A 25,838-nucleotide genomic window follows, 5' to 3' on the forward strand; every position below is an offset into this window, starting at 1 on the left:
GGAGCCAGGATCCGCTCGGTCACATTCCGGCTGTTCAACCGGGTGAAGATGCTTCCCATCCCAAACGCGCTCTGGGCGCCGAGCGGATGAGCCGGCGAGTCGCCTCCGGCGCACCTCAGGAAGGCTGGCCGGCGGCGATGACCTGCGGGATGACCTGTTCGACGATGGCCAGCAGGGTGGTGGTGAGCAGCAGGTGCACCTGGGCGCGGGTCAACGCGCCCCGCTGGAGCCACTCGCGGGCGGTCGACGTGGCCAGCCCGCCGTACGCGCGGACCATTCCGCGCAACTCCTCGCGGTGCTGCGCCTCACCGGTCAGCCCGACGGCGACCAGCATGCGGTCCGCGGCGACCTCTTCGGCCTCGGCGAGCACCCGCTCCACGTCGGCGTCCCCGCCCATCCCCCGCGCGGTGACCGCCGCCAACCAGGACGTGCTGTGCCGGGACACCACGTCGAGGAACCAGGTGACGCTGGCGTCGACCCGGGTCCGTAGATCTCCCTTGGGCAGCCGTTCCAGGGCCACTTCCGGAATGGTCACCATGACCCGGACGACCTCCAGGTAGAGGTCCTTCTTCGTGCCGAAGTAGTGGTTGACCAGGCCCCGGGCGACACCCGCCTCGCGGGCCACGTCGGTGGTCGAGACGTCCGCGTACGGGCGCTCGCCGAACAACCGGACCGCACAGGCCAGGATCTGGCCGCGCCGGGCGTCCGGCTCCAACCGGCGGCGACGAGGAGCCGTCTCGACACTCATCTGCCCGACCCTATCGGCAGCTCACCCGCGTCGCCCTCGTCCTCAGGCGCCGTCCCACCTTGACCCGATGGCAGGGGCTGGGCCAGACCTCTGGCGCGGCTTGATCGACTCGACTTTCTTGAAGTCGGGGTATCCAACGTTCACGGATAGCCCTCGTTCAAGGAACCGGAGTCGATCCCCGCAGCGCCACTGAGCCACCCTCACGCCTGACGTCCGCGGACACCCCGACGGCCGCGGGCCGAGAGCCGATTCTCGGCTTATTGACATGCTGTCAACAGGGCGCGAGGGTGGTGCACATGCCGACGCCCCCACTCGACGGTCCCCCCTCGCCCTGGCGGCAGCCGGAGCACGACGACCTCGCCGACCTGGCCCGCACCTTCTTCACCAAGGAGGTGCTGCCGCACGCCGAGCGCCTTCTGGCGCAGGGCCATCCGGACCGCGAGCACTACCGGCGGGCCGGTGAGCTGGGGTTGCTCGGCCTGTCCGTCCCAGAGGAGTACGGCGGCGGAGGCGGCGGGTTCACCCACGAGGCCGTGCTGCTGCACGAGCAGGCGTACACCGGGGAGAGCAGCCTCGGACTGGCCGTCCACAGTGGCATCGTCACCGGCTACCTGGCGGCGTACGGCAGCGAGGAGCAGAAGCGGCGCTGGCTGCCCGGCCTGTGCAGCGGCGAACTGGTCGGCGCGATCGCGATGACCGAGCCGGACGGCGGCTCCGATCTTCAAGCGATGCGTACCCGGGCGGTCCGCGACGGTGACGACTACCTGGTCACCGGCGCGAAGACGTTCATCACCAACGGCGGCCTGGCTGATCTCATCATCGTGGCTGTGAAGACCGACCCCGAGCAGCGGGCGGCCGGTGTCTCGCTGCTCGTGTGCGAGGTGGGCGGTGACCCGGAGGGCTTCCGCCGGGGGCGGCTGCTGTCCAAGATCGGGCTGCACGCCAACGACACCGCGGAGTTGTTCTTCGACGAGTTCCGGGTGCCGGCGGCCAACCTGCTCGGCGGCGTCGAAGGGCTGGGCTTCATCCAGCTCATGCAGCAGCTCCCGCAGGAGCGGTTGGTCATCGGGGTCGGCGCGGTCGCAGCGATGGAGCGCGCGGTCGCGCTGACCGTCGCGTACGCGAAGGAGCGCACCGCCTTCGGCAAGCCGCTGATGGGCCACCAGAACACCCGGATGGTGCTCGCGGAGTGCGCCACCCGCACCCGGGTCAGCCGGGTCTTCCTGGACGACTGCATCGTCCGGCACAGCCGTGGCGACCTGGACGTGGCCACCGCCGCGATGGCGAAGTCGTGGCTCACCGACGGGCAGTGCGAGGTCATCGACAGGTGCCTGCAGATCTTCGGTGGCTACGGCTACACGACGGAGTACCCGATCGCCCGGATGTACGCCGACGCCCGGGTGCAGAAGATCTACGGCGGCACCAACGAGATCATGAAGGAGCTGATCGCCCGTGCCCTCTGAGGCGTACGTCTATGACGCGGTCCGCACCCCGCGCGGACGCGGTCGGGACACCGGCGCGCTGCACGGGGTCAAACCGATCTCGCTGGTGGTCGGTCTGATCGACGCGTTGCGCGAGCGCAACCCCGGCCTGGACGTGCGCCGGTTGGAGGATCTTCTGCTCGGCATCGTCACCCCGGTCGGCGAACAGGGCGGCGACCTGGCGCGGGCCGCCGCGCTGCTGGCCGGGTTGCCCGACGAGGTGGGTGGGGTGCAGCTCAACCGGTTCTGCGCCTCCGGGTTGGAGGCGGTCAACTCCGCCGCCGCGCGGATCCGCTCCGGCTGGGAGCATCTGCTGCTGGCCGGTGGGGTGGAGTCGATGTCCCGGGTGCCGATGGGCTCCGACGGCGCGGCCTGGGCGACCGATCCGCAGACCGCGCTGGCCACGTCGTTCGTGCCGCAGGGCGTCAGCGCCGACCTGATCGCGACCCTGGAGGGTTTCACCCGCGACGACGTGGACGGCTACGCGCTGCGGTCCCAGGAACGGGCGGCCAAGGCGTGGGCCGGAGGGTACTTCAGCCGGTCGGTGGTGCCGGTCCGCGACGGCAACGGGCTGGACATCCTCGCCGTGGACGAGCACCCGCGCCCGGAGACGACCCGGGAGGCGTTGGCCCGGCTCACCCCGTCCTTCGCCACGATCGGCGAGGCGGCCGGCTTCGACGCGGTGGCGTTGCAGAAGTTCCACTGGCTGGAGGCGATCGAGCACGTCCACCACGCCGGCAACTCGTCCGGCATCGTGGACGGTGCGGCACTGGTGCTGATCGGCTCGGGCGACGTCGGTCGGGACCTCGGCCTCACCCCGCGCGCCCGCATCGTCGGCGCGGCGGTCAGCGGGGCGGACCCGACGCTGATGTTGACCGGCCCGATCCCGGCCACCCACAAGGCGCTCGCCGCCGCCGGGTTGACCCTCGACGACATCGACCTGTTCGAGATCAACGAGGCGTTCGCGGCGGTGGTGCTGAAGTGCGTCCGTGACCTGGGCCTCGACCCGGACCGGGTGAACGTCAACGGCGGCGCGATCGCTCTCGGCCACCCGCTCGGCGCGACCGGAGCGATGCTGCTCGGCACCGCGTTGGACGAGTTGGAGCGCCGCGACCTGCGCCGCGCCGTGGTGACCCTCTGCATCGGCGGCGGCATGGGCGTCGCCACCGTTCTCGAGCGCTGCTGATCCGGAGGCCGACCATGACCGACACCATCCGGTACGACCGCGGCCCCGACGGCATCGTCACGCTCACCCTGGACGACCCGAGTCAGTCCGCGAACACCATGAACCGGGCGTACGCCGCGTCGATGAGCGCGGTGCTCGACCGGTTGGAGGCCGAGCCCGATCTCGCCGGGGTCATCGTGACGAGCGCGAAGTCGACGTTCTTCGCCGGCGGCGACCTGCCGGAGATGATCCGGGCCACCCGCGAGGACGCGCCCGCGCTCGCCGACCTGCTCGGCACCATCAAACGGGACCTGCGCCGGCTGGAGACGCTGGGCCGGCCGGTGGTCGCGGCGGTCAACGGCTCCGCCCTCGGCGGCGGCCTGGAGATCGCGCTGGCCTGCCACCACCGGATCGCGCTGGACGCGCCCGGCAGCCGGCTCGGGCTGCCCGAGGTGACCCTGGGCCTGCTGCCGGGGGCGGGCGGTGTCACCCGGACGGTACGGATGCTCGGCCTGGCGGGTGCGCTGACCACCGTGCTGCTCACCGGCCGGCGGATGCGACCGGCCGACGCCCTGGCCGCCGGGATCGTGGACGAGGTGGTGGCCACCGAGGCGGAACTGCTGGACCGGGCCCGTGCCTGGATCACGGCCAACCCGCGGCCGAAGCAGCCGTGGGACCGGCCGGACTACCGGATGCCAGGTGGCAGCCCCGCCAGCCGATCGCTGGCCGCCCAGCTGCCCGCCTTCCCGGCCACCCTGCGCAAACAGCTCAAGGGTGCCCGGCTACCCGCGCCCGAGGCGATCCTGGCCGCCGCCGTCGAGGGCGCCCAGGTCGACCTGGAGACCGCCCTGGCCGTGGAGACCCGGCACCTGATCGGCCTGCTCACCGGGCAGGTCGCCAAGAACATGATCGGGGCGTTCTTCTTCGACCTGAAGGCCGTCAACGGCGGTGCCGCCCGACCCGCCGTGGACGTTCCACAGGTGCGGCGGGTGGCGGTGCTGGGCGCGGGCATGATGGGTGCGGGCATCGCGTACGCCTGCGCCAGCGCCGGTATCGACGTGGTGGTCAAGGACGTCACGGCGGAGGCCGCCGAGCGGGCCCGGGAGCACGCCGAACGGCTGCTGGCCCGCAGGGTCCGCAAGGGTCGGGCCACGGAGGCGGACGCCCGCGCGGTGCTGGACCGGATCGCCACCACCGACCAGGTGGACGCCCTCGCCGGCTGCGACGCGGTCATCGAGGCGGTCTTCGAGGACCCGGCGCTGAAGAAGGCCGTGTTCGCCGAGGTGCTACCGGTGTTGGCACCCGGCGCGCTGATCGCCTCCAACACGTCCACCCTGCCGATCACCGGGCTGGCCGAGGGAGTGGACCGGCCGGCCGACTTCATCGGCATGCACTTCTTCTCCCCGGTGGACCGGATGCCACTGTTGGAGATCGTGGTCGGCGAGCGCACCGGCGACGCCGCGTTGGCCCGCGCGTTCGACCTGGGTCGGCGGATCGGCAAGACCCCGATCGTGGTCGACGACGGGCGGGGCTTCTTCACCAGCCGGGTGATCGGCCGGTTCATGGACGAGGCGATCGGCATGGTCGCCGAGGGCGTCCCCGCCGCGTCGGTGGAGCAGGCCGCGTTGCAGGCCGGCTACCCGACCGGGCCGCTCGCGCTGGCCGACGAGGTGAGCCTCACCCTGATCCAGCGGATCCGCCGCCAGTTCGAGGCCGCCAGCGAGGAGTTCCTGCCGCTGCCGGCGCACCGGCTCCTGGACGAGCTGGTCGACGCGTACGACCGGCCGGGGCGCGCGGCGGGGCGCGGCTTCTACTCATACGACGACGGCACCCGGGGACGGTTGTGGCCCGGCCTCGCCGACCTGACCACCGACGCGGGAAGGGCGGTGCCGTTCACCGACCTCCAGGAGCGGATGCTCTTCGCCGAGGCGCTGGACGCGTTGCGCTGCCTCGACGAGGGCGTGCTGCGTACCGAGACCGACGCCAACATCGGTTCGATCTTCGGCATCGGCTTCCCCGCGTGGACGGGAGGCGTGATCCGCTACGTCCGGCAGTACGCGGGCGGCCCGGCCGGCTTCGCGGCCCGTGCGACCGAGTTGGCCGACCGCTACGGCGACCGGTTCAGGCCGCCCGCCGACCTGGTCGACCGGCTCGCCACCCGCCCCGCCGAACCGGTCGGCGTCGCGTGATGCCAGTGCGTGGTGGGCCGCTGGCCGGGGTGCGGGTGGTCGAGCTGGCGAGCCTCGCGCCCGCGCCGTTCGGGTGCATGGTGCTCGCCGACCTGGGCGCGGACGTGGTGCGGGTGGACCGGCCGGGCGCGCCGGGCGCGGGCCGGCTGGCCGCTCCGACCGGCGGCCCGTTGCAGCGCGGTCGACGGGTCACCACGCTCGACCTGAAAACCCCGGACGGGGTGGCGGACCTGTTACGTCTGGCCGATCGGGCGGACGTGCTGGTCGAGGCGTACCGGCCGGGGGTGGCCGAGCGGCTCGGCTTCGGCCCGGAGGTGTGCCAGGCCCGCAACCCCCGACTGGTGTACGCGCGGATGACCGGCTGGGGTCAGGACGGCCCGCTGGCCGCCCGAGCCGGGCACGACATCGACTACATCGCGGTCGCCGGGGCGTTGGAGCCACTGGGACGGGCCGGCGAGCGCCCGTACGCCCCGATGAACCTGCTCGGTGACTTCGGCGGGGGCGGCATGCTGCTCGCCGTGGGCGTGCTGGCGGCACTGCTGGAACGGGAACGCTCCGGCACCGGCCAGGTGGTCGACGCGGCGATGGTGGACGGCTCGGCCCTGCTCACCTCGTTCCTGCACGGGCTGCTCGGTAACGGCCTGTGGGCCGCTCCGCGCGGGCGCAACATGTTCGACGGCGGGGCGCCCTTCTACGACACGTACGCCACCTCGGACGGTGGATTCATGGCGGTCGGCGCGATGGAACCGGCCTTCTACGCCGTACTCCTCGCCGGCCTCGACCTCGCCGACGACCCGGACCTGCCCGCGCAGTACGACCCGAGCGGCTGGGACGAGCTGCGGCGACGGTTCACCGAGCGGTTCGCCGAGCGCACCCGGGACGAGTGGACGGCGGTCTTCGCCGACCTGGACGCCTGCGTCGCGCCGGTGCTCGCCCCCGGCGAGGCGCACCGGCACCCGCACAACGCCGCCCGGGACACCTTCGTCGAGGTGGGTGGCGAGATCCAGCCGGCACCGGCCCCCCGCTTCGACCGAACGCCGACGGCACGTCCGGCGCCCGCGCCGGATCCGGAACGGGACGTCCTACCGGTCGACGAGATCCTCACCGACTGGCCGCACCTCACCTGACCGATCCGGCCGATCCAGGTCACCTGCCTGGCTGGCAGCTGCGGCACCATCAGCGGAGTCCATCCAGGCTGGATCTTGAAGGAGCCGACGAGTATGAGTACGGACAGTTGGAAGGGACACGTCAACGGGATCGTCTACGGGATCCAGTTCGACCACGTGCTCGACGGCACCGTGGTGACCCGGGTCGCCGACGCTGTGACCGCCGGACTGTATCCAGGGGACCGTGCCGCGACGCTGAGGGCGCTCGATCACGCGCTACGCCAGCCCGGCCCTCTGAACGACGAGATCGAGACCCACCACAGCGAGGAGAGCATTCGCACCTTCCTCAACCGTCTCGCGCTGGCGCTGACAACCACACCAGCGAGTTGATCAAGAGGTTTGCGTCACGAAAGCGTCCTCCGTTGACGCAAACCTCTTGATCAACCGAACCCGTTTCGTGACTCCCCGGCCACGGGCGGCATGATCATGGAGCCTGGAGGGGCAGCGACAGCCAGATCCCGAGAAGGAGGTGCCCGTGCCGGACGCGGACGAACTCGTCGCCAACGCGCTCGCGGCGGCGCGCGGCACCGACGTACGTGAGGCCGAACGACAGCTTGACCACCTGATGGTCGGCACCGGCGCGGCGGACGGCACCACGGCCGTGGACGCGGCGGTGCTGCGCCGCCTGGTCCGCGGTCTGAGCCGCCTCTGGCCGCGCGGCTGGCAGCCGGTCGACGTGGACCGGATCACCGGCCGGCGGCTCGACGCCCGTGCGGCGCGGCTGGTCCGCGCCGCGATGGCCGCCCAACGGCGTGCGCAGGCCGAACCGGTCCCGGCCTGGTGGGACGACCAGCTACGCGAGCTGGTGTCCGCCGACGGCGGTGCCGACGGCACTGTGTTGGCCGGCTGGGCCAGCCGGGAGGGTCTGGACCGGGCCGACGCGCTCCGCGCGGCCGTGGACACTCTCGCGCTGGTGGAGAGCCTGCCGCCGATCGCGGTGCTACGCCCACCGCCGGGCACGAGCGGCGCGGCACTGCCCCGCACGGCGGGCAGGGCTCGCAGCGGGTCGCCGATGCTGGACCGGGTACGGGCGTTGCTGGCCAAGGCCGAGTCGACCACCTTCCCGGCCGAGGCGGAGGCGTTGACCGCCAAGGCGCAGGAGCTGATCGCCCGGCACAGCATCGACGAGGCGCTGCTGGCGGCCGGGGCGGAGCGCGGCGACCTGCCCGGTGGCGTACGCCTGAGCACCGACACCCCGTACGCGGGCGCGAAGGCGCTGCTGGTGCAGGAGGTGGCGGCGGCGAACCGGTGCGAGGCGGTCTGGTCCGACGACCTCGGCTTCACCACCGTGCTGGGTTGGCCGGCCGATCTCGTGGCGGTGGAGTTGCTCTACACCTCACTGCTGGTCCAGGCCACAGCCGCGATGCTGCGCGGACGCGCCGAGCGGCGCTCCGGGTCGGGGCGGCGGACGAAGGTGTGGGACGAGTCCTTCCTCAACGCGTTCGCGCTGCGGATCGGCGAGCGGCTGCGTACGGCCACCGAGGCGGCGGACCGGGCGGCGGCCGAGACGGCCGGGGCGGAGCGGCTGTTGCCGGTGCTCGCCGCACGGGGTGAGGCGGTTCGGGAGCGGCTGGACACGCTCTTCCCCGGCGTCACCCGGCACCGACTCAGCGTCCGGGACGCCGAGGGTTGGTCCTCCGGCACGTCGGCCGCCGACCGGGCCTCGTTGGACGTCGGCGGCGGGCGGAAGCCCCGGCAGGTGCCCGACCGGCCCGACCGGCGCTGATCCGACCCGCGCTGACCCGACCCGCGCTGATCCGACCGTGGTCGACCGACCGGCGTGGGACCACCATCGGCGGAGATTTCTGCGGTTTTCTTCGCTGAGCCGTAGGGAACGGGGCGACGGCTCCGACCCTCCGGTGAGCCGCGCCCCGACCGGGGTGCGACCAGAGCCTGAGGAGCACCACCGTGAAGTACATGCTGCTGATCTGGAACCGGCCCGGCTTCACCGAGGAGCTGACCGAGCAGGACCGCACCGCCCTCTTCGGTGAGGTCGACGAGATCATGAAGGAGCTGACCGAGACCGGCGAGCTGATCGGCGGCCAGGCGTTGGCCAATCCGTCGCAGACGTTGACGGTCCGGCTCGTGGACGGCAACCCCGAGGTCCTCGACGGCCCGTTCATGGAGAGCAAGGAGCAGTTCGCCGGTTACCTGGCCGTCGACTGCGACAGCCCGCAGCGGGCTGCCGAGATCGCGGCTCGCTGGCCGGACGTCCGGTACGGCGGTGCGATGGAGGTCCGCCCGATCATGGACGAGGCCGGGACGGAGATGTGACCGGGGACCGGACGGTCGAGGATCTGCTGCGCACGTTCGCGCCGCAGGTCCTCGGCCTGCTGGTCCGTCGGCACGGACAGTTCGACAGGTGCGAGGACGCGGTCCAGGAGGCGCTGCTCGCCGCGGCGACGCAGTGGCCCGGTGACGGCGTACCGGACAATCCGCGCGCCTGGTTGCTCACCGTGGCCACTCGCCGGCTCACCGACGACTGGCGCAGCGAGAGCGCCCGCCGGGACCGCGAGATGGCGGTGGCGTTGCGGGAGCCGGCGTACGCCGGGGTGTCGCCACCGGCCGACGCGGAGCCCGCCGTTCCGGCCGACGACGACACCCTCACGCTGCTATTCCTCTGCTGCCACCCGGCGCTGCCCGGGTCGGCGCAGGTGGCGCTCACCCTGCGCGCGGTCGGCGGTCTCAGCACCGCCCAGATCGCCCGGGCGCACCTGGTTCCCGAGGCGACGATGAGTCAACGGATCCGCCGCGCCAAGCAGCGGATCGAGGCCGCCGGGGCCCGGTTCACCATGCCGGGGCCGGCTGAACGGGACGAGCGGCTGCGGACGGTGCTGCGGGTGCTCTACCTGATCTTCAACGAGGGCTACACCGCGTCCAGCGGGCCGGAGCTGCACCGGTCCGAGCTGACCGGCGAGGCGATCCGGCTGGCCCGCATGCTGCACGGGCTGCTGCCCGACGACGGTGAGGTGGCCGGGTTGCTGGCTCTCATGCTGCTCACCGACGCGCACCGGGCGGCCCGGCTCGGCGCGGACGGGGAGTTGGTGCCGCTGGCCGAGCAGGACCGCACCCGGTGGGACGCCACCGCCATCGCGGAGGGGATCAACCTGATCACGGAGGCGTTGACCTGGTCGCCGCCCGGCCCGTACCAGCTCCAGGCGGCGATCGCCGCAGTGCACGCCGAGGCGTCGACGGCGGCGGAGACGGACTGGCGGCAGATCGTCGCGCTCTACCGGCTGCTGGCCCGGATCGCCCCGAACCCGATGGTCACCCTCAACCAGGCGGTGGCAGTGGCCATGGTGGAGGGGCCTCGTGCCGGGCTCGACCTGCTCACCGAGCTGGACACCGACGAGCGCACCGCCGGGCACCATCGGCTCGCCGCCGTCCGGGCGCACCTGCTGGAGCTGGCCGGTGAACCGGGGGCGGCGCGGGACGCGTACCTGGCGGCGGCACGCGGCACCACGAGCCTGCCCGAGCAGCGCTACCTGGAGCTGCGGGCCGCCCGCCTGACGGGTTAGGTCTTCGGGGCGGCGCGGACGTGTGCGCGTTCGCCCTGCTTGCCGATCAGACTGAGGAACTCGACCGGACCGGAGCTGGTCGCCCCGAACCAGTGCGGGGTGCGGGTGTCGAACTCCGCGGCTTCGCCGACCTTGAGGATGAGGTTGTGCTCGCCGAGGACGAGTCGCAACGTGCCGTTGAGGACGAAGACCCAGTCGTAGCCCTCGTGGGTGCGCAGGTCGGGTACGCGGTCGTCGGACCCGGTCGGCAGGACGAACTTGTAGGCCTGGATCCCCCCGGGCCGGCGGGTCAGGGGCAGGACTGTCGACCCGTCGCTGTTGGCGATGGGGCGCAGGTTGATCCGGGGGTCGCCGGTTGGCGGCGCGCCGACGAGTTCGTCGAGCGTCACGCCGTGGACGCGGGCGAGCGGGAGGAGTTGCTCGAGCGTCGGGCGTCGCAGGCCGGCTTCGAGCCGGGACAGCGTGCTGGCGGAGATGCCGGTCTCCGCGGCGAGCTCGTTGAGTGTGCTGTCGCGGCGGAGCCGGAGGTGCTTCAACCTCGGGCCGACAGCGTCGAGGGTGCGGTCCTGGTTCTCGGCCATGCCCCATTTTGCCATTCGGCAACAAGCTTTGCGGATCGTTCCGGTGCCGGTCACAGTCGTTGACGACACGCGGAGGAGCGACCAGATGACCGAGCAGCACGAATTCGACAAGGACTACTGGGACCGGCACTGGCACCAGGCGCACCACGACCGTCCCGGCGCCATGACCGACAATCTCCCGCACCCGTACCTGGCCCGGGAGACCGACGACCTGACGCCGGGCACGGCACTGGACGCCGGGTGCGGCACCGGCGCGGAGGCGGTCTGGCTCGCCGCGCACGGCTGGCAGGTGACAGCTGTCGACCTCGCCTCCGTCGCCCTCGCCCGTGCCGCCGAGCGTGCCACGACCAGCGGGGTGTCCGACCGGGTGCGGTTCGTGGAGGCCGACCTGACGGTCTGGGACCCGGGCACACGGTTCGATCTCGTCACCACCCACTACGCGCACCCCGCGATGCCGCAGCTGGCCTTCTACGACCGCATCGCCGCCTGGGTGGCACCGGGCGGCACCCTCCTCGTCGTCGGGCACCTGCACGCGCCGGGCGCCACCGGGCACGATCACCACCCGCCTGCCGAGGCATCCGTCGCGCTCGCGGACATCACCGCGGGCCTGGACAGCGCCGGATGGGAGGTCACCACCGCCGAGGAGCACCACCGCACGGTGACCGGACCCGGTGGGCAGGAGAACACGCTGCACGACGTCGTCGTACGCGCCGCCCGCCGCCCCTGACCAGACCGCCGGCCGCCGGGAGTTCCCCGACGGCCGGCAGGCAGGAGCTCAGACTTCGGGCTCGACGGCCGGGCAGCTGGCATCCCGGGCCGGCACCACCCGGTCGATCAGGTAGGCGTCGACGGTCTGCCGCACGCACGGGCTGGTGGAGTAGCTCCCGTGCCCCCACCCCTGGTAGGTCAGCAGCACGCCGTGCCGGCCCAACTGGCGGGCCACGTTACGAGCCCAGCCGTAGCCGCTCGCCGGGTCGTGCACGGTGCCGGCGATCAGCAGCGGCAGGTCGGTGCGGACCCGCAACCGGTGCTGCGGGTTGGCGACCGGCGTCGGGGCACCCAGGCAGGTGACCAGCGCGAACAGCGCGGGCGGGTAGCGCAGGTCGGGCGCGAGCTGCCCGCTGCGGCGGACATGTCCGGCGTACTCGCGGTAGTCGCGGACCGGCAGGCTCCAGTCCTGGCAGAAGACCGCGAAGGGGTACGGAGCCACGGCCTCGTCGGTCAGCGTGCTGGCGCTCGGAGCGCCGGCGCCCTCCAGCCTGACGATCCATTCGGCGAGCCCCGGCCACCGCCACGTGTCGTAGAGCTTCCGGTGGGCGAGCCGGCTCAGCTCGAACGGGGCGAGCGCCGCGCCGGCCCGGTCCGGGTCGGTCAGTGTGCCCCGCTCCGCCCGGGAGTGCAGCCCGGCCCAGATCGCCCGCACGTCACGACCGTGCAGCACGCAGTCGGCGGAGCGGGCACACCAGGCCAGGAACTCGTCGAACGCGCCCTCCGCCGTGACGGCCTGGGTGTCGAGGAAGGCACGGGTGCCGAGGCTGTGGTCCATGGTGGCCTCCAACACCATGGCCCGGACCCGGCCGGGGAACAGCTCGGCGTACCGCTGCCCGAGCAGGGTGCCGTACGAGCTGCCGTGGAAGGTGAGCTGCCGTTCGCCGAGCGCGGCACGGACGGCGTCCAGGTCACGGGCAGCACTGGTCGTGTCCACGTGGTCGTAGAGCGCTCCCGTTCGGGCCCGACAGTCGGCGCGCAGCAACGCGTTGTCGGCCAGGGTGGCGTCGAACTGGGACTGGTCGGCGATCACCTGCGGTTGCCGGCCGAGCAGGTCCCGCGAACAGATCACCGGGTGGCTGCGTCCGGTGCCGCGCGGATCGAAGCTGACGATGTCGAACCGGCGGCGCAGGTCGGCGCTGAACCGGGAACTGCCGTCCACCACCCGGTCGACGCCGCTGTCACCCGGTCCACCAGGGCCGAAGAACAGCGCACCTTCCCGAGTGGCCGGGTCGGCGATCCGACGGGCCAACTCCAGCTCGAAGCGCTCACCCCGTGGCCGGTTCCAGTCCACCGGCAGCGACAGGGCCCCGCACTCGGCGGTGGCGTCCTTGGCACACGGTCGCCAGTCGATCGTCGGACCGGGCTGTGGTCGGGCGGCGGCCGGGCTCGCCGGGGTCAGGCCGGCGGCCGTCAGGGCCAGGGCGACCGCCCAGCCGACGGCGGATTTGCGTACGCGCAGCATGAGGTGCTGTCCTCTCCTGGAAGGAGTGTTGCCGGTGAATCCCGCCCACTGGGCGAGGTGATGCTGCTTCCACCCGGGCCGTCGAGTAGCCGCTCGACGGCCCGGGGTCTCTCGTCCGCCGGGTCAGTCGACCTCGCGCAGGACGCGTTCGAGCGTGGTCATCCGGGTCTCCATCCCGCCCAGCCGGCCGTCCATCGCCGCGAGCAGTCGAGCGTTCTCCGCCTGGGCCTGGGCGGCCGTCTCGGCGAGCCGGCGGTAGTCGTTCGCGCGGTCCGCCTCGTACCGGGCCCGCCGGGTCTTGGCGAGCTGCACGACGGTCACCGTGACCACGCTGATCAGGAAACCGAAGATGCCGATCGCGCCGACCACCTCGGTCCAGTCGTGCTCGCTCATCCCGGTCACCGTTCCCCTCCTGGTTGCTCGGCCGAGTCGGGCACGGTCAGCGTCTCGACCGCCGCCGCGATGACCGCGGGGGTGAGTGTGAGCACGAACGGCTCCACCTCGTAGTAGTTCATGGCCTTCCCGTCCTCCGACAACTCCAGGCGAGCGGTGACCAACCCGGCCGCCGCCAGCTTCCGTAGGTGGACCTGCAACAGCGCTCGGCTGATGCCCAGCTGCCGGGCCAGCCCGCTGACGTACGCACGCTCGCGGGACAGCGCGGCGACGACTCGCAGCCGATGTGGGTTGGCCAGGGTGGCCAGCACCCTGATCAGGTCGTCGCCGGTCGGCGGTGGAGCGGTGCTCATAACCAGCCCTTGCACATGCCAAGAAAAGTTAGCAGGTTCCGACGCGCGGCGGTGCGGGACGGAAGCGGAATCAGGGGGATCTCAGGGGCGGCAAAAAGGCCCGGACACACAGCACGCCGGGCCGGTGATGATCACCGGCCCGGCGTGCGGGGTACGTCGTACGTCAGCTCTTGAAAGCGTCCTTGATCTTCTCGCCGGCCTGCTTGAGCTTGGCCGTCGACTGGTCAGCGCGACCCTCGGCCTCGAGCTGCTCGTTGTCGGTGGCCCGACCGGCGCCTTCCTTCAGCTTGCCGGTCGCGTCCTCGGTGGCGTTGTTGATCTTATCGTCGAAACCCATTGCCAACCTCCATCGCAAGCGTCGCTACGACCACAGAGGTACCCCCGCCGTCACCGGCCCAACCATTACCGCCGTCACAGATCGGCAGCGGCCGGACGAAAGCGGCGCAGCCGCAGACTGTTGGCCACCACGAAGACCGAGGACAGCGCCATGGTGGCACCGGCGATCATCGGGTTGAGCAGACCGGCGGCGGCCAACGGCAGGGCCGCCACGTTGTAACCGAACGCCCAGAACAGGTTGCCCCGGATGATGCCGAGCGTGCGTCGGGACAACCGGATGGCGTCCACCGCTGCGTCCAGGTCACCCCGGACGAGAGTCAGGTCGGACGCCTCGATCGCCACGTCGGTGCCGGTGCCCATGGCCAGCCCGAGGTCGGCCTGGGCCAGCGCCGGGGCGTCGTTGACCCCGTCGCCGACCATCGCCACCGACCGCCCCTCGGCCTGGAGCCGCTTGACCACGTCGACCTTGCCGGCCGGCAGCACCTCGGCGATCACCTCGTCGATGCCCACCTCGGCCGCGACCGCTCTGGCCACGGTGGTGTTGTCCCCGGTCAGCAGGACCGGGGTGAGCCCCAACGCACGCAGCCGGGCAACCGCCGCCCGGCTGGTCGGCCGGACCACGTCGGCGACCGCGAGCACGCCGCGGGCCCGCCCGTCCCAGCCGGCGACGATCGCCGTACGGCCGGCGGCCTCCGCCTCGCTGGCGGCCCACTCGACCTCCGGCGGTACGTCGATCTGCCGCTCGCGCAGGAGTCGGGCTCGGCCGATCAGCACGACCCGCCCGTCCACGGTGCCGGTCACGCCCAACCCTTCGAGGTTGCGGAAGCCGGTCACCGACGGCAGCGCACCGGCCTCGGCGGCACCCGTGGCGACCGCTCGGGCGATCGGGTGCTCGGAGGCGGCCTCCACCGCGCCGACGAGCCGGAGCAGCTCGGCCCGGTCCTCCCCGCTGGCCGGCACCACGTCCACCAGGGTCATCCGGCCGGTCGTGACCGTGCCGGTCTTGTCCAGCACCACGGTGTCCACCCGGCGGGTGGACTCCAACACCTCCGGCCCCTTGATCAGCACACCGAGTTGGGCGCCTCGGCCGGTGCCGACCAGCAACGCCGTCGGGGTGGCCAGGCCGAGCGCACAGGGGCAGGCGATGATCAGCACGGCCACGGCGGCGGTGAACGCCGCGGTCGGGCCAGCTCCGGTGCCGAGCCACCAGCCGAGGGTGCCGACGGAGAGCGTGATGACGATCGGCACGAAGACACCGGAGATCCGGTCCGCCAACCGCTGCACCGCCGCCTTGCCGCTCTGCGCCTGCTCGACCAGGTCGGCCATCCGGGCGAGTTGGGTATCCGCACCGACCCGGGTCGCGGTGACGATCAGCCGTCCGCCCGCGTTGATGGTGGCACCGACCACACCGTCACCAGGGCCGACCTCGACCGGCACCGACTCACCGGTGAGCATGCTGGCGTCCACGGCGGAGGTGCCCTCGTCGACCACCCCGTCGGTGGCGATCTTCTCCCCGGGGCGTACCACGAACCGGTCACCGACGACGAGCCGGTCCACCGGGATCAGGGTCTCCACCCCGTCACGCAGCACCGCCACCTCGCGGGCGCCGAGTTCGAGCAGGGCCCGCAGGGCCGCGCCGGCGGTGCGCTTGGACCGGGCCTCGAAGTAGCGGCCGGCCAGGATGAACACGGTCACCCCGGCGGCTGCCTCCAGGTAGATGTTGCCGGCGCCGTCGGTGCGGGTGATGTCGAGGCGGAACGGGTGGGTCATCCCGGGCATGCCGGCGTCACCGAGGAACAGCGCCCAGAGCGACCAGCCGAACGCGGCCAGCGTGCCGAGCGACACCAGGGTGTCCATGGTCGCCGCGCCGTGCCGCAGGTTGGTCCAGGCGGCCCGGTGGAACGGCAAGCCGCCCCAGACCACCACCGGGGCGGCCAGGGTCAACGACAGCCACTGCCAGTAGTCGAACTGCCAGGCCGGGACCATGGCCAGAAGCACCACCGGCACGCTCAGCGCCACCGAGACCCAGAGTCGGGTACGCGGACCCTTCAGTGGATCCACCGACTGCTCTTCGATCGGTGGGCTGGGCAGCGCGGCCGTGTAGCCGGTCTTCTGCACGGTCTCGATGAGGTCGTCCGGTGTGACGCCGTCGACGAACCGGACGGTGGCCTTCTCGGTGGCGTAGTTGACGGTGGCGCTCACGCCGTCCATCCGGTTGAGCTTCTTCTCGATCCGGGCGGCGCAGGCGGCGCAGGTCATGCCGCCGATCGCCAACTCGATCCGGTTCGGTGCCTCGGGTAGCGGTCTGCTGCTGGTGGTGGTCATCGTCTGGTCCCGTCAGTTGTGCCCGTGCCCGGGGGTGCCGTGGTCGGCGTCCCCGGTCGGCGCGGGTCCGCTCGGGTCGTCCCCGGTGGGTGGGGCGTCGGCCGGTGGGGTGCCGGTGACGACTGTGAACTCGGCGGTGTGCACCGCCCCACCGTGCCGGAAGTCGAGGTAGAGCCGGTAGCTGCCGGCCGACGGCACCTCGGCGAAGAAGGTGACCGCCGGGCCGGGTGGGGTTCGCCCGTCCCCCGGCGCCCCGTCCGGGTGAACGTGCAGGTATGCCAGGTCACCGCGACGCAGTGCCACCAGGTGCCCGTACGCGCCCAGGTAGGGCTCCAGGTCGGTCACCGGCTGCCCGTCCCGACTCACGGTCAGGGTCAGCGGTGACGTGCGGCCGGGCTGCGGCGCGCCGGTCAGGGTGACCGTGTAGCCGTCGACCGTGGTGCTGGTCGAGGGGGCGGGCAGCGGCCGTTCGGTCAGCTCGCCGGGGACGGTCACGTCCACACCCAGGGTCAGCGCCTCACCCCCGGTCGGGACGAAGTCGGCGAACGCCCGCCACTGCCCGGCGCCGGCCAGCGGGGTGTCGACCCGCCAGGTGCCGTCCGGGGTCAGTTCGGGGTGCACGTGGCGGAAGCCGGAGAGGTCCCGCCGGGCGACGATCAGGTGCATGCGCTTGTCGTGCGCCACGTCGTAGCGGGTCACCGGGCGCCCGTCCGGCCCGACGACCCGGAAGGCGAACTCGTCGGCCGGAGCGTCGACGGTTTCGAGCGTGTAGCCACGGTCGGAGACGAGCAGGCCGCCGGGGATCCGGTCGGCCGTCTCGTCGATGCCCGTCGCGGGAGCAGCGCCACCGTCGTGCCGACTCTCGGCGGCCGGTGTGCGGTCGACCACCCGACCGATCCCGTACGTCGCGCCGAAGACCGCCGCCAGGCCGACGGCGAACCCGGCCAACCTCGTCACAGTGCGCATGGCGGCCCTCCGATCACGCGTCGACGAGGTGGTAGCCGGCCTCGTCGACGGCGGCCCGGACGACCTCGGTGTCCAACGGCTGGTCGCTGTCGACGGTGACCCGGCCGGCCGCGAGGTCGACCTGGACGTCGTGCACGCCCGCGATGGCACCGACCTCGGCGCTGACCGCGCTGACGCAGTGCCCACAGGTCATGCCCTGCACCTGGTACGTCGTGTTGACCATCGAAACGTCTCCCTTACCGGTACCGGGTGGGGGTATCCCCACCGGAAGCGACCGTACCATACCCCCAGGGGGTAGGCTATCCTGGTCGGCATGACCACACCCACCCCGATCCGCGGGTACACCGCCAGCAAGGACCAACTGCTCGCGCGACTCCGCCGAGTCGAGGGGCAGGTCCGCGGCATCGAGAAGATGGTCGACGACGACCGCTACTGCATCGACGTGCTCACCCAGATCTCCGCGATCCAGGCCGCCCTCGACAAGGTGGCGCTCGGGCTGCTCGACGGGCACGCCCGGCACTGCATGCACGAGGGGGCGGCCGAGGGCCGGGCCGACGAGATGGCCACCGAGATGATGGCGGCGGTCGGCCGGCTGATGAAGCGCGGCTGACGACTCTCAGTCCGGGTCGAGGCGGACCCGGCGGAGCAACTGCGCGTTGAGCGCCACCACGATGGTGGACGCGGACATCAGCACCGCCGCCAGCGCCGGGCTCAACGCCACACCGGCCCCGGCCAGCACCCCCGCCGCCAACGGCAGCGCCACCACGTTGTAGCCCGCCGCCCAGGCCAGGTTCTGTCGCATCTTGCGGTACGACGCCCGGGACAGCCGGACCACGGCCCCCACCCCACGCGGGTCCGACGACGCCAGCACCACCCCGGCGGACTCGATCGCCACATCGGTGCCCGCGCCGATCGCGATGCCGACGTCTGCCCGGGCCAACGCCGGCGCGTCGTTCACCCCGTCGCCGACCATCGCCACGGTCAGCCCTCTCCGTTGCAGGTCGGTCACCCGGTCGTCCTTCTCCGCCGGCAGCACCTCGGCGAAGACCTCGTCGACGCCGGGCCGGAAACCGAGTTCGGCCGCGACCGCTTCGGCCACCGGCCGGGCGTCACCCGTGATCATGGCGATGGTCCGGACACCCTCGGCACGCAGCTCGTCGACGGCCCGCCGCGCCTCCGGGCGCACCTCGTCGGTCAGCGCGAAAGCGCCGAGCACGGTCTCCGGCAGCCGCACCAGGTGCAGCACCGCAGCCCCCCGCGCCGACCACCGCCCGGTCGCCGCCTCCAGCTCCGTCGGGAGTGACAGGCCCAGTTCCCGCAGCAGTGCCGTACCGCCGACCGCGTACTCCGTACCGTCGATCGTCGCCCGCACGCCGCGACCCGGCAGCGACCGGAACCCGGCGGCCGGGAGCGGGCCGGCCGGCCCGGCCGCCGCCACGATCGCCCGGGCCAGCGGATGTTCGCTGTCCGACTCGACGCCTGCCGCGATCCGCAGCACCTCGTCCCGCTCGGCACCCGGCACCGTCACCGTGTCGGTCACCACGTGCTCGCCCCGGGTCAGCGTGCCGGTCTTGTCGAAGAGGACCGCACCGACGGTCCGCATCCGCTCCAAGGCCAACCGGTCCTTGACCAGGATCCCGGACCGCGCGGCCAACGCGGTGGAGAGCGCGACGACGAGAGGGATGGCGAGACCCAGCGCGTGCGGGCAGGCGATCACCAGTACGGTGACCGCGCGGACCACCGCCTCGTCGGGTCGACCGAGCGCGGTCCAGACCAGCACGGTCAGCACGGCGGTGCCGGTGGCCACGTAGAACAGCGCGGCGGCGAACCGGTCGGCCAGCAGTTGAGCCCGTCCGCCGGAACCCTGGGCCTGCGCGACCATCCGTTGGATGCCGGCGAGCGCGGTCTGCTCACCCAGCGCCTCGACGCGGACCCGGATCGCCGAGTCGGTCGCCACGGTGCCGGCCACCACCCGGTCACCCGTCGACCGGGCGACCGGCCGTGACTCACCGGTGATCATCGACTCGTCCAGCTCGGCGCTGCCGTCGACGACCCGACCGTCCGCCGGCACCCGACCGCCCGGGCGGACCAGCACCACGTCCCCGACCCGCAGGCCGGACACCGGCACCGCCTCGACCTGCCCGTCCGCCGCGACCCGTTCGGCCTCGTCCGGCAGCAACGCGGCCAGCGCCGCGAGCGCCCCGCGGGCCTGGCCGATGGCCTTCATCTCCTGCCAGTGCCCGAGCAGCATGATGGTGACCAGCGCGGCCAACTCCCACCAGAAGTCCAGGTCGAAGGCACCCACGCTGGTGGCCAGTGACGCCGTGTAGGCCACGGTGATCGCCATCGCGACCAGCAGCATCATTCCGGGCGTCCGGTCCCGCACCTCCCGCACCGCACCGACGAGGAACGGCCAACCGCCCCACCAGAACACCACCGAGCCGAGCACCGGGCCCACCCAGGAGCGGCCGGGAACGTCCCAGCTCAGACCCAACTGGTCCGACACCAGGTGGCTGGTCAGGACCACCGGAACGGTGAGAGCCAGGCAGACCCAGAAGCGACGGCGGAACATCTCGGGATCGTGCCCGGCGTGCTTGTCGTGCCCGGCGTGCCCGGCGTGCCCGGCGTGCCCGGCGTGCCCGGCGTGCCCGGCGTGCTCGTCGTGCCGCGACGGCGCGGCCGGGGCGTGCTGTCCAGGGTCGTGCTGTCCAGGGTCGTGCGGTGACGGTGCGGGCATGTCTCCAACATGCCGGTCCGGGAACCGCCACGCGAGCGGTTCGGCCACCGACACTCCGTCACGACCTGCGTCCCCCAGGCTCGCTGGTTAGCATTCCCCACGATGACCCCCCGTGGACCGAGGCACGAACGGGCACCGGCGCCGCCTCACGGTGGCGTCGCGGCTGGCCGGTCGGGCCCGGCGCTGACCGTCCGTGACCAAGCGGTCGTCAGCCGGCGAACGGTCGCGCTCTTCCACCGGGTTTCGACAGTGACGGTGAACCGACCGGCCCACTGACACGTACCCCGCACCGGATCGTTGGGAGTCTCACCTTGGGTTCCGACCACACCCGTCCCGCTCCGTCCGCCCCGCCCCGGGTCCGACGGATCCTCGTCATGACCGTGGTGCCCCTCTTCGTCGCCACGGTGGTCGCGGCGGCGCTCCTCTGGCCGCGCGGCGACTCACCGCAGTCCGACGGCGGGGCGGACGTGCCGCGCTACCCGGGCACGGTGACCCGGGTGGTGACCGAACCGTGCCCGCCGACGCCGTCGAGCCCCGAGGGCACACCGCGCGTCGGCGACGGGCGCTGCGGCACGGTCGACGTCCGCGTGGACGACGGGCCGTCGGCCGGCCAGCAGGTACGCACGCCGGTGCCGGACGGGCCCGGCGCGCCCCGGGTCGAGGTCGGCGACGAGATCATCCTGGTCGAGCTGACCGACCCCACCGATCCCACCATCAGCAACTGGAACATCGCCGAGCACCAGCGGGGCACCCCGCTGCTGTGGTTGGCGGTGGTCTTCGCCGCCGCGATCGTCGCGTTCGGTCGGTGGCGGGGACTGGCCGCGCTCGCCGGGTTGGCGGCCAGCTTCGCCATCCTGCTCACCTTCGTGCTGCCGGGTATCGGCGCGGGGAAGTCACCCCTGCTGGTGGCGGTGGTCGGCGCCGCTCTGATCATGTTCGTGGTGCTCTACCTGACGCACGGGGTCACGGCACAGACCTCGGTCGCGGTGCTCGGCACCCTGGGCAGCCTGGTGTTGACCGGCGTGCTCGCCACCATCGCCACCGCAGCGGCCCACCTCACCGGCTTCGGCAGCGAGGAGGCCACCACTCTGTCGATGTTCCAGGGTGACGTGGACCTGCACGGCCTGCTGCTCGCCGGAATCATCATCGGATCGCTCGGAGTTCTCGACGATGTCACGGTCACCCAGGCGGCCACCGTCACCGAGCTGGCGCACGCCAACCCTGGGCTGACCCGGTTGCAGCTGTACCGTGCGGCAACCCGGGTCGGCCGAGCGCACATCGCGTCCACTGTCAACACCATCGTCCTGGCGTACGCGGGCGCGTCGCTGCCGCTGTTGCTCCTGCTCACCGCCGACGCGCGGCCGATCGGGCAGATCCTCACCAGCGAGTTCCTCGCACAGGAGATCGTCCGCAGCGCGGTCGCCACCCTCGGCCTGATCGCCGCGGTGCCGCTGACCACCGGGCTGGCCGCAGTGGTGACCGCCGCCGGTCGCACCGACGCCACGTCGCCCGCCGACGCTCCCGCTCCGCGACCGCAGACGGACCGGGCGGAGGCACTGGCCGCACTGATCTCACCGCGAACGGGTCACCCCGACGAGTCGGACCCGACGCGGACCTCACCCCCATCCACCGCCGCCGACCGGTGGCCGGAGCCGAACAGGAGCACGGATACGACATGGTGACACTCCTCAGCGTGACCAGATCGGGCCTCCACCCTGAGAACCACGTCACTGGTCACTCAACGCTATGGCGAAATGACACTTTTGGTAGGCATCCAGGCGTAGCTCACCTGGTCGACTCTCGGGTAACCTCGCTGCCGGTCACCGATGAAGGCGCGAAGCGGCGTCTGCGGTGCCACCGCCCAATCGCCAACCGGCGAGCCGGGGACCCAGTTACGTGGGGTGAATCCGCGTCAGCGGTAGGGGCCACTTCCGCCCCGAACCCGTCAGCTAACCCGGTCGGCGGTCGACGGAAGGGAACATTGTGACGGCACCCCTACGCCGCTGGATGACACCCGTGGTGGCCGTGATCGCCGCACTGACCGTGCTCGCCGGGCCCCTCCCGGCCCACGCCGCCCCGACGACTCCCACCCCGTCCGGGCACGAGGAGGACGGTGAGCCGAAGCTACTCACCGACGTCATCGAGCAGGCCAACCGCGACTACTCCGCAGCCAAGTCCCAACTGGACAAATCCAAGAAGCGGCAGGGTGATCTGGCGCAGGAGGTCGATCGGGCCCGGGCCGACCTGGACGCGCTGACCCCGCAGGTCGGGCAGATCGCCGCCCAGTCGTACCGGACCGGCCGCATCGGCGCGCTCGCGATGCTGTTGGAGAGCAAGGCCCCCGACGCGTTCGTCCAGCGCGCCTCGCTGCTCGACGAGTTGAACATGGTCAACGGCAAGAAGCTCGCCGAGGTCAACGCGGTGAAGGCCCGCGCCGAGCAGGCCAAGCTGGCCCTCGACGCGGAGGTCCGCGAGCAGCAGAAGCAGACCGCCCTGATGGCGAAGCGGAAGAGCGAGGCGGACAAGGCGCTCTCCCTCGTCGGCGGCAAGGGCTTCACCGGCGGCCTGGTGGACGCCACCTCGAAGGTCGCCAAGATCGGCCCGGGTCGCACCGCCGACGGTGACTGGAAGCCGCAGTCGTGCAGCGAGAAGGACCCGACCACGTCCGGTTGCGTCACGCCCCGCACGCTGCACGCGTACAAGGAGGTCAAGGCGGCCGGCTTCAACCGGTTCGTCGGCTGCTACCGCTCCGGCGGGCCGTGGGAGCACCCGAAGGGCCGCGCCTGCGACTGGTCGCTGCAGAAGAGCGGCTTCGCCCCGTGGCACAACGATGACACCCGGAAGTACGGCAACAACGTCGCCGCCTTCCTCATCCGTAACGCCGACCGGCTCGGCATCTACTACGTGATCTGGAACCGGCAGATCTGGTTCCCGGCGACCGGCTGGAGTTCGTACAGCGGGCCGTCGAACCACACCGACCACGTCCACATGTCGCTGCTCTGACCCGCAGGATCCTCGACGAGGGCCGTTCCGCGTCGCGGAGCGGCCCTCGTCGTGTCAGGCGGCGGCAGGCGCGGCCGGGTCGGTGTCCAGGGTCGTGAAGCCGGCCGGCACCGCGGTCACCGGGCGGGCCTCTCCGGCGGCGAGCCGGTACGACACACCCACTACCGCGCACCGCCCCTGCGCCACCTCGTCGGCCAGCACGGGCGACTGCCCGAGCAGCGTCTCGACGGTCTGTGCGATGTGGATGTCGACGATGCCGTCGATGTCCCGCACACCCTCGGCCTCGGCCCGGCGCAGGCTGGGCAGCACGGCGTCGACCACCGCGGGCAGGTGCCCCGGCGGTCGGGTGCCGGTCGCGGCGGACTCGCGGGCCGCCTGCACCGCGCCGCACGAGTCGTGACCGAGCACCACCACCAGCGGGGTGCCGAGCACCGTCACCGCGTACTCCACGCTGCCGAGCACCTCCGGGCCGGTGGTGTGACCGGCGGTGCGCACCACGAAGAGGTCACCCAGCCCGCGATCGAAGATGATCTCGGCGGCCAGGCGGGAGTCGGAACAGCCGACGATCACCGCGAACGGGTGCTGCCCGTCGGCCACGGCGGCCCGGTGCCCGGCGTCCTGGTTGGGGTGGCGAGGGGCGCCGTCGACGAAGCGCCGGTTACCGGCGACCAACTCGGCGTACGCCCGGACCGGCTCGCTCAGCGCGGGTGCCCGGTCGGTGGTCCGCTGCGGCCCTGGCTGCCCGCCCGTCGTTCCGGAATGACTCATTCCCCGCACCTCGTCTCGACGCATCTGACCTGGTCAAACGGCTTCAGGCGGGCCGGCGGCGGGCGCTGGCTCGGGGTCCACCGTCACACGCACCGAAAGACACGTCAAGGGATGCGTGATATAGATTTCATACGTTGACCCCGAATCGACCCGTGGGCGACGCACCGAGAGCGGGCATCCGGAGAGGCGGTCACACGATGGCGAACACGTCAACCGGCAGCGGGCGGAACTGGACGTTCCTCACCAACCACGGGCACGTTCTGCTGGCCATCGCCCGCGACCCCACCGCCCGACTGCGGGATGTCGCCGCCGAGGTCGGGGTGACCGAACGCGCCGCGCAGGCGATTGTCGCCGACCTGGAGGCGGACGGATACCTGCACCGCACCCGCGTCGGACGGCGCAACGAATACACCCTCAACCCGGCCGGCCGGTTCCGGCATCCCGCCGAAGCCGACCGCCAGGTCGGCGCACTGCTCGCGCTGTTCGCCGAGACGCCCACCGCGGAGGTCGGCTCCCAGGCCTGACCCTGGTCGCCGGGCCGTTGCCCGAACGGGCACAGCGGTAATCTCTGCGGGTGCGCGAATGCCCGCCGTTGAGCGCGACCCCCTCGTCCCGCCATGCCACCCGCGCGGTCCTCAGTGGAATGCTGGCGGTTCTGCTCGGCACCGGCATGGTGGCACCGTCCCCGGCCACCGCCGCACCCCCCACCTGCGGTCCCGAGGGCGAGGAGGGCCTGGCAGAGACGCCGTGGGCGCTGCGCCGGCTCGAACCGTCCTCGGCATGGCCGCTGTCCCGGGGCGCCGGGGTGACGGTGGCGGTGATCGACTCCGGGGTCTCCGCAACCCACCCGCTGCTCAGCGGCCAGGTGCTCGAAGGTCGCGACTTCAACGACCTGCCGGCCAACAAGGGCCAGTGCGACCTCGTCGGGCACGGCACGATGATCGCCGGCATCATCGCGGGCCGGGAGGGCACGGGCGTCCCGTTCAGCGGCATCGCCCCGGCCGCCCGCATCCTCCCCGTCCGGGTCCTGCCGGACCTCAGGGACACGGACGACCCGCAGCTTCCCAAGCAGATCGCCGCCGCGATCGACTGGGCGGTCGCGCAGGGCGCCGACGTGATCAACCTGTCCCTGACGACCATTCCCGGCCCGGAACTCACCGCCGCCGTCGAGCGGGCGCTGGCCAAGCGGGTGGTGCTGGTCGCTGCCGCCGGCAACCAGGAGGAGGGGCAGCAGAGCAGGCCGGGTTATCCGGCCGCGTACCCAGGGGTGCTGGCGGTCGGTGGGGTCGACGAGGCGGGCGGTCACGTCGGCACCTCGATCAGCGGCGACTACGTCGACATCGCCGCGCCGGGGTTGAACATCATCGGGCCGGCACCGCGGGGGGCCGGCTACCGCGCCGAGCCGAACGGCGGCACCAGTTACGCCGCCGCGTACGTCTCGGGTGCGGCCGCGCTGGTCCGGGCCGCCTACCCGGACCTCACCCCACAACAGATCGCCGAACGACTGGAACGCACCGCCGACAACCCGCCGGAAGGCCACAACGCCGACATCGGCTACGGCATGATCAACCCGTACCGGGCGGTGTCGAGCCTGCTGGGCACCCGAGCAAACCCGCCCGCCAGCGCAATCCCCGCGCCGATGACGCAGGACGACCCGCTGGGCTGGCAACGTGCTGCCGCGGTCTGGACGGCACTGGTGGGCGGGCTGATCACCGTGCTGCTGCTGATCGGGCGGCCGATCGTCACCCGGGGCCGCCAACGCGGTTGGCGCCCCGGCCGACGCACCGACGCACCGACCGCCGGTTGACCCGCCGGTCGGCAGCACCTCGCCGGGGTCAGAAACAATGCGGCCCCGGCCCGGGTCGACCGGACCGGA

General features: G+C 72.4%; 25 protein-coding genes and 1 riboswitch. Of the genes, 14 read left to right on the forward strand and 11 right to left on the reverse strand.

The window, feature by feature from the left end:
• Positions 1-115: 115 nt before the first annotated feature.
• Complete coding sequence (locus ABGB10_RS20900) at positions 116-748, reverse strand: TetR/AcrR family transcriptional regulator (RefSeq protein WP_347662560.1); 633 nt, start codon at positions 746-748, stop codon at positions 116-118.
• A gap of 296 nt (positions 749-1,044) precedes the next feature.
• Between ABGB10_RS20900 and ABGB10_RS20905 the strand changes: the two genes are divergently transcribed.
• From ABGB10_RS20905 to ABGB10_RS20940, 8 genes are all read left to right on the forward strand, one after another.
• A complete protein-coding gene (locus ABGB10_RS20905) occupies positions 1,045-2,211 on the forward strand; it encodes an acyl-CoA dehydrogenase family protein (RefSeq protein WP_347662561.1) in 1,167 nt (388 codons plus the stop codon).
• Positions 2,201-3,415 (forward strand): acetyl-CoA C-acetyltransferase, encoded by a 1,215-nt coding sequence (locus ABGB10_RS20910; RefSeq protein WP_347662562.1) that lies wholly within the window; start codon positions 2,201-2,203, stop codon positions 3,413-3,415. Before ABGB10_RS20905 ends, ABGB10_RS20910 begins: the two co-directional genes overlap by 11 nt.
• Positions 3,416-3,429: 14 nt before the next feature.
• Positions 3,430-5,583, forward strand: a complete 2,154-nt coding sequence (locus ABGB10_RS20915; protein ID WP_347662563.1) for a 3-hydroxyacyl-CoA dehydrogenase NAD-binding domain-containing protein — start codon at positions 3,430-3,432, stop codon at positions 5,581-5,583.
• Positions 5,583-6,710: a CaiB/BaiF CoA-transferase family protein gene (locus ABGB10_RS20920; RefSeq protein ID WP_347662565.1), complete on the forward strand. Its 1,128-nt coding sequence runs from the start codon at positions 5,583-5,585 to the stop codon at positions 6,708-6,710. The genes ABGB10_RS20915 and ABGB10_RS20920 overlap by 1 nt, the downstream gene beginning before the upstream one ends.
• Before the next feature lie 93 nt (positions 6,711-6,803).
• Complete coding sequence (locus ABGB10_RS20925; protein ID WP_347662566.1) at positions 6,804-7,079, forward strand: hypothetical protein; 276 nt, start codon at positions 6,804-6,806, stop codon at positions 7,077-7,079.
• Positions 7,080-7,224: 145 nt separating this feature from the next.
• The gene (locus tag ABGB10_RS20930) at positions 7,225-8,475 is read left to right on the forward strand and encodes a DUF2786 domain-containing protein (RefSeq protein WP_347662567.1); all 1,251 of its coding nucleotides are present in this window, start codon (positions 7,225-7,227) and stop codon (positions 8,473-8,475) included.
• Between the two features lie 191 nt (positions 8,476-8,666).
• A complete protein-coding gene (locus ABGB10_RS20935; protein ID WP_221310661.1) occupies positions 8,667-9,023 on the forward strand; it encodes a YciI family protein in 357 nt (118 codons plus the stop codon).
• On the forward strand, positions 9,020-10,267 hold the full coding sequence (locus ABGB10_RS20940; RefSeq protein WP_347662568.1) for a DUF6596 domain-containing protein: 1,248 nt from the start codon (positions 9,020-9,022) through the stop codon (positions 10,265-10,267). Before ABGB10_RS20935 ends, ABGB10_RS20940 begins: the two co-directional genes overlap by 4 nt.
• Here ABGB10_RS20940 and ABGB10_RS20945 read toward each other — a convergent pair.
• Complete coding sequence (locus ABGB10_RS20945) at positions 10,264-10,848, reverse strand: XRE family transcriptional regulator (RefSeq protein ID WP_347662696.1); 585 nt, start codon at positions 10,846-10,848, stop codon at positions 10,264-10,266. The genes ABGB10_RS20940 and ABGB10_RS20945 overlap by 4 nt on opposite strands.
• Positions 10,849-10,933: 85 nt before the next feature.
• On the opposite strand from ABGB10_RS20945, the gene ABGB10_RS20950 reads away from it, so the two are divergent.
• Positions 10,934-11,575 (forward strand): class I SAM-dependent methyltransferase, encoded by a 642-nt coding sequence (locus ABGB10_RS20950; RefSeq protein ID WP_347662569.1) that lies wholly within the window; start codon positions 10,934-10,936, stop codon positions 11,573-11,575.
• A gap of 48 nt (positions 11,576-11,623) precedes the next feature.
• On the opposite strand, the gene ABGB10_RS20955 is transcribed toward ABGB10_RS20950, so the two are convergent.
• From ABGB10_RS20955 to ABGB10_RS20985, 7 genes are all read right to left on the reverse strand, one after another.
• Positions 11,624-13,081, reverse strand: coding sequence for an alpha/beta hydrolase (locus ABGB10_RS20955; RefSeq protein WP_347662571.1), 1,458 nt, complete (start codon positions 13,079-13,081; stop codon positions 11,624-11,626).
• A gap of 123 nt (positions 13,082-13,204) precedes the next feature.
• Positions 13,205-13,474, reverse strand: coding sequence for a hypothetical protein (locus tag ABGB10_RS20960; protein WP_347662572.1), 270 nt, complete (start codon positions 13,472-13,474; stop codon positions 13,205-13,207).
• Between the two features lie 5 nt (positions 13,475-13,479).
• Positions 13,480-13,827: a helix-turn-helix domain-containing protein gene (locus tag ABGB10_RS20965; protein ID WP_347662573.1), complete on the reverse strand. Its 348-nt coding sequence runs from the start codon at positions 13,825-13,827 to the stop codon at positions 13,480-13,482.
• 163 nt (positions 13,828-13,990) lie between these two features.
• The gene (locus tag ABGB10_RS20970) at positions 13,991-14,164 is read right to left on the reverse strand and encodes a CsbD family protein (RefSeq protein WP_036410891.1); all 174 of its coding nucleotides are present in this window, start codon (positions 14,162-14,164) and stop codon (positions 13,991-13,993) included.
• 74 nt (positions 14,165-14,238) lie between these two features.
• Positions 14,239-16,488, reverse strand: coding sequence for a heavy metal translocating P-type ATPase (locus ABGB10_RS20975; RefSeq protein ID WP_347662574.1), 2,250 nt, complete (start codon positions 16,486-16,488; stop codon positions 14,239-14,241).
• A gap of 12 nt (positions 16,489-16,500) precedes the next feature.
• The gene (locus ABGB10_RS20980) at positions 16,501-17,454 is read right to left on the reverse strand and encodes a hypothetical protein (protein WP_347662575.1); all 954 of its coding nucleotides are present in this window, start codon (positions 17,452-17,454) and stop codon (positions 16,501-16,503) included.
• Positions 17,455-17,467: 13 nt separating this feature from the next.
• The gene (locus ABGB10_RS20985; protein WP_347662576.1) at positions 17,468-17,677 is read right to left on the reverse strand and encodes a cation transporter; all 210 of its coding nucleotides are present in this window, start codon (positions 17,675-17,677) and stop codon (positions 17,468-17,470) included.
• 90 nt (positions 17,678-17,767) lie between these two features.
• On the opposite strand from ABGB10_RS20985, the gene ABGB10_RS20990 reads away from it, so the two are divergent.
• Positions 17,768-18,064: a metal-sensitive transcriptional regulator gene (locus tag ABGB10_RS20990; protein ID WP_139583992.1), complete on the forward strand. Its 297-nt coding sequence runs from the start codon at positions 17,768-17,770 to the stop codon at positions 18,062-18,064.
• A gap of 6 nt (positions 18,065-18,070) precedes the next feature.
• On the opposite strand, the gene ABGB10_RS20995 is transcribed toward ABGB10_RS20990, so the two are convergent.
• Positions 18,071-20,026: a copper-translocating P-type ATPase gene (locus tag ABGB10_RS20995; protein ID WP_347662697.1), complete on the reverse strand. Its 1,956-nt coding sequence runs from the start codon at positions 20,024-20,026 to the stop codon at positions 18,071-18,073.
• Positions 20,027-20,502: 476 nt separating this feature from the next.
• Here ABGB10_RS20995 and ABGB10_RS21000 point away from each other — a divergent pair, with 476 nt between their 5' ends.
• A complete protein-coding gene (locus tag ABGB10_RS21000; RefSeq protein WP_347662577.1) occupies positions 20,503-21,873 on the forward strand; it encodes a YibE/F family protein in 1,371 nt (456 codons plus the stop codon).
• A gap of 166 nt (positions 21,874-22,039) precedes the next feature.
• A riboswitch (cyclic di-AMP (ydaO/yuaA leader) is annotated at positions 22,040-22,170 on the forward strand.
• A gap of 4 nt (positions 22,171-22,174) precedes the next feature.
• Complete coding sequence (locus tag ABGB10_RS21005; protein WP_347662578.1) at positions 22,175-23,194, forward strand: hypothetical protein; 1,020 nt, start codon at positions 22,175-22,177, stop codon at positions 23,192-23,194.
• Between the two features lie 54 nt (positions 23,195-23,248).
• Here ABGB10_RS21005 and ABGB10_RS21010 read toward each other — a convergent pair whose 3' ends face one another.
• The gene (locus ABGB10_RS21010) at positions 23,249-23,962 is read right to left on the reverse strand and encodes a carbonic anhydrase (RefSeq protein ID WP_347662579.1); all 714 of its coding nucleotides are present in this window, start codon (positions 23,960-23,962) and stop codon (positions 23,249-23,251) included.
• Positions 23,963-24,159: 197 nt separating this feature from the next.
• Between ABGB10_RS21010 and ABGB10_RS21015 the strand changes: the two genes are divergently transcribed.
• Positions 24,160-24,486 carry a MarR family winged helix-turn-helix transcriptional regulator gene (locus ABGB10_RS21015; protein WP_347662580.1) on the forward strand — a complete coding sequence of 109 codons (327 nt, stop codon included), beginning with the start codon at positions 24,160-24,162 and terminating at the stop codon, positions 24,484-24,486.
• A 50-nt stretch (positions 24,487-24,536) separates the two neighbouring features.
• Positions 24,537-25,769, forward strand: coding sequence for a type VII secretion-associated serine protease mycosin (mycP, locus tag ABGB10_RS21020; protein ID WP_347662581.1), 1,233 nt, complete (start codon positions 24,537-24,539; stop codon positions 25,767-25,769).
• The last annotated feature ends 69 nt before the right edge of the window (positions 25,770-25,838 follow it).

The organism is Micromonospora sp. B9E7, from assembly GCF_039871815.1.
GTDB lineage: Bacteria > Actinomycetota > Actinomycetes > Mycobacteriales > Micromonosporaceae > Micromonospora.

Excerpts from the sequence above, each read along its gene's own strand:
- ABGB10_RS20900 (WP_347662560.1), bottom strand. The coding sequence starts at position 748 with ATGAGTGTCGAGACGGCTCCTCGTCGCCGCCGGTTGGAGCCGGACGCC.
- ABGB10_RS20905 (WP_347662561.1), top strand. The coding sequence starts at position 1,045 with ATGCCGACGCCCCCACTCGACGGTCCCCCCTCGCCCTGGCGGCAGCCG.
- ABGB10_RS20915 (WP_347662563.1), top strand. The coding sequence starts at position 3,430 with ATGACCGACACCATCCGGTACGACCGCGGCCCCGACGGCATCGTCACG.
- ABGB10_RS20920 (WP_347662565.1), top strand. The coding sequence starts at position 5,583 with ATGCCAGTGCGTGGTGGGCCGCTGGCCGGGGTGCGGGTGGTCGAGCTG.
- ABGB10_RS20925 (WP_347662566.1), top strand. The coding sequence starts at position 6,804 with ATGAGTACGGACAGTTGGAAGGGACACGTCAACGGGATCGTCTACGGG.
- ABGB10_RS20935 (WP_221310661.1), top strand. The coding sequence starts at position 8,667 with ATGCTGCTGATCTGGAACCGGCCCGGCTTCACCGAGGAGCTGACCGAG.
- ABGB10_RS20945 (WP_347662696.1), bottom strand. The coding sequence starts at position 10,848 with ATGGCCGAGAACCAGGACCGCACCCTCGACGCTGTCGGCCCGAGGTTG.
- ABGB10_RS20950 (WP_347662569.1), top strand. The coding sequence starts at position 10,934 with ATGACCGAGCAGCACGAATTCGACAAGGACTACTGGGACCGGCACTGG.
- ABGB10_RS20955 (WP_347662571.1), bottom strand. The coding sequence starts at position 13,081 with ATGCTGCGCGTACGCAAATCCGCCGTCGGCTGGGCGGTCGCCCTGGCC.
- ABGB10_RS20960 (WP_347662572.1), bottom strand. The coding sequence starts at position 13,474 with ATGAGCGAGCACGACTGGACCGAGGTGGTCGGCGCGATCGGCATCTTC.
- ABGB10_RS20965 (WP_347662573.1), bottom strand. The coding sequence starts at position 13,827 with ATGAGCACCGCTCCACCGCCGACCGGCGACGACCTGATCAGGGTGCTG.
- ABGB10_RS20970 (WP_036410891.1), bottom strand. The coding sequence starts at position 14,164 with ATGGGTTTCGACGATAAGATCAACAACGCCACCGAGGACGCGACCGGC.
- ABGB10_RS20975 (WP_347662574.1), bottom strand. The coding sequence starts at position 16,488 with ATGACCACCACCAGCAGCAGACCGCTACCCGAGGCACCGAACCGGATC.
- ABGB10_RS20980 (WP_347662575.1), bottom strand. The coding sequence starts at position 17,454 with ATGCGCACTGTGACGAGGTTGGCCGGGTTCGCCGTCGGCCTGGCGGCG.
- ABGB10_RS20985 (WP_347662576.1), bottom strand. The coding sequence starts at position 17,677 with ATGGTCAACACGACGTACCAGGTGCAGGGCATGACCTGTGGGCACTGC.
- ABGB10_RS20990 (WP_139583992.1), top strand. The coding sequence starts at position 17,768 with ATGACCACACCCACCCCGATCCGCGGGTACACCGCCAGCAAGGACCAA.
- ABGB10_RS20995 (WP_347662697.1), bottom strand. The coding sequence starts at position 20,026 with ATGTTCCGCCGTCGCTTCTGGGTCTGCCTGGCTCTCACCGTTCCGGTG.
- ABGB10_RS21010 (WP_347662579.1), bottom strand. The coding sequence starts at position 23,962 with ATGAGTCATTCCGGAACGACGGGCGGGCAGCCAGGGCCGCAGCGGACC.
- ABGB10_RS21015 (WP_347662580.1), top strand. The coding sequence starts at position 24,160 with ATGGCGAACACGTCAACCGGCAGCGGGCGGAACTGGACGTTCCTCACC.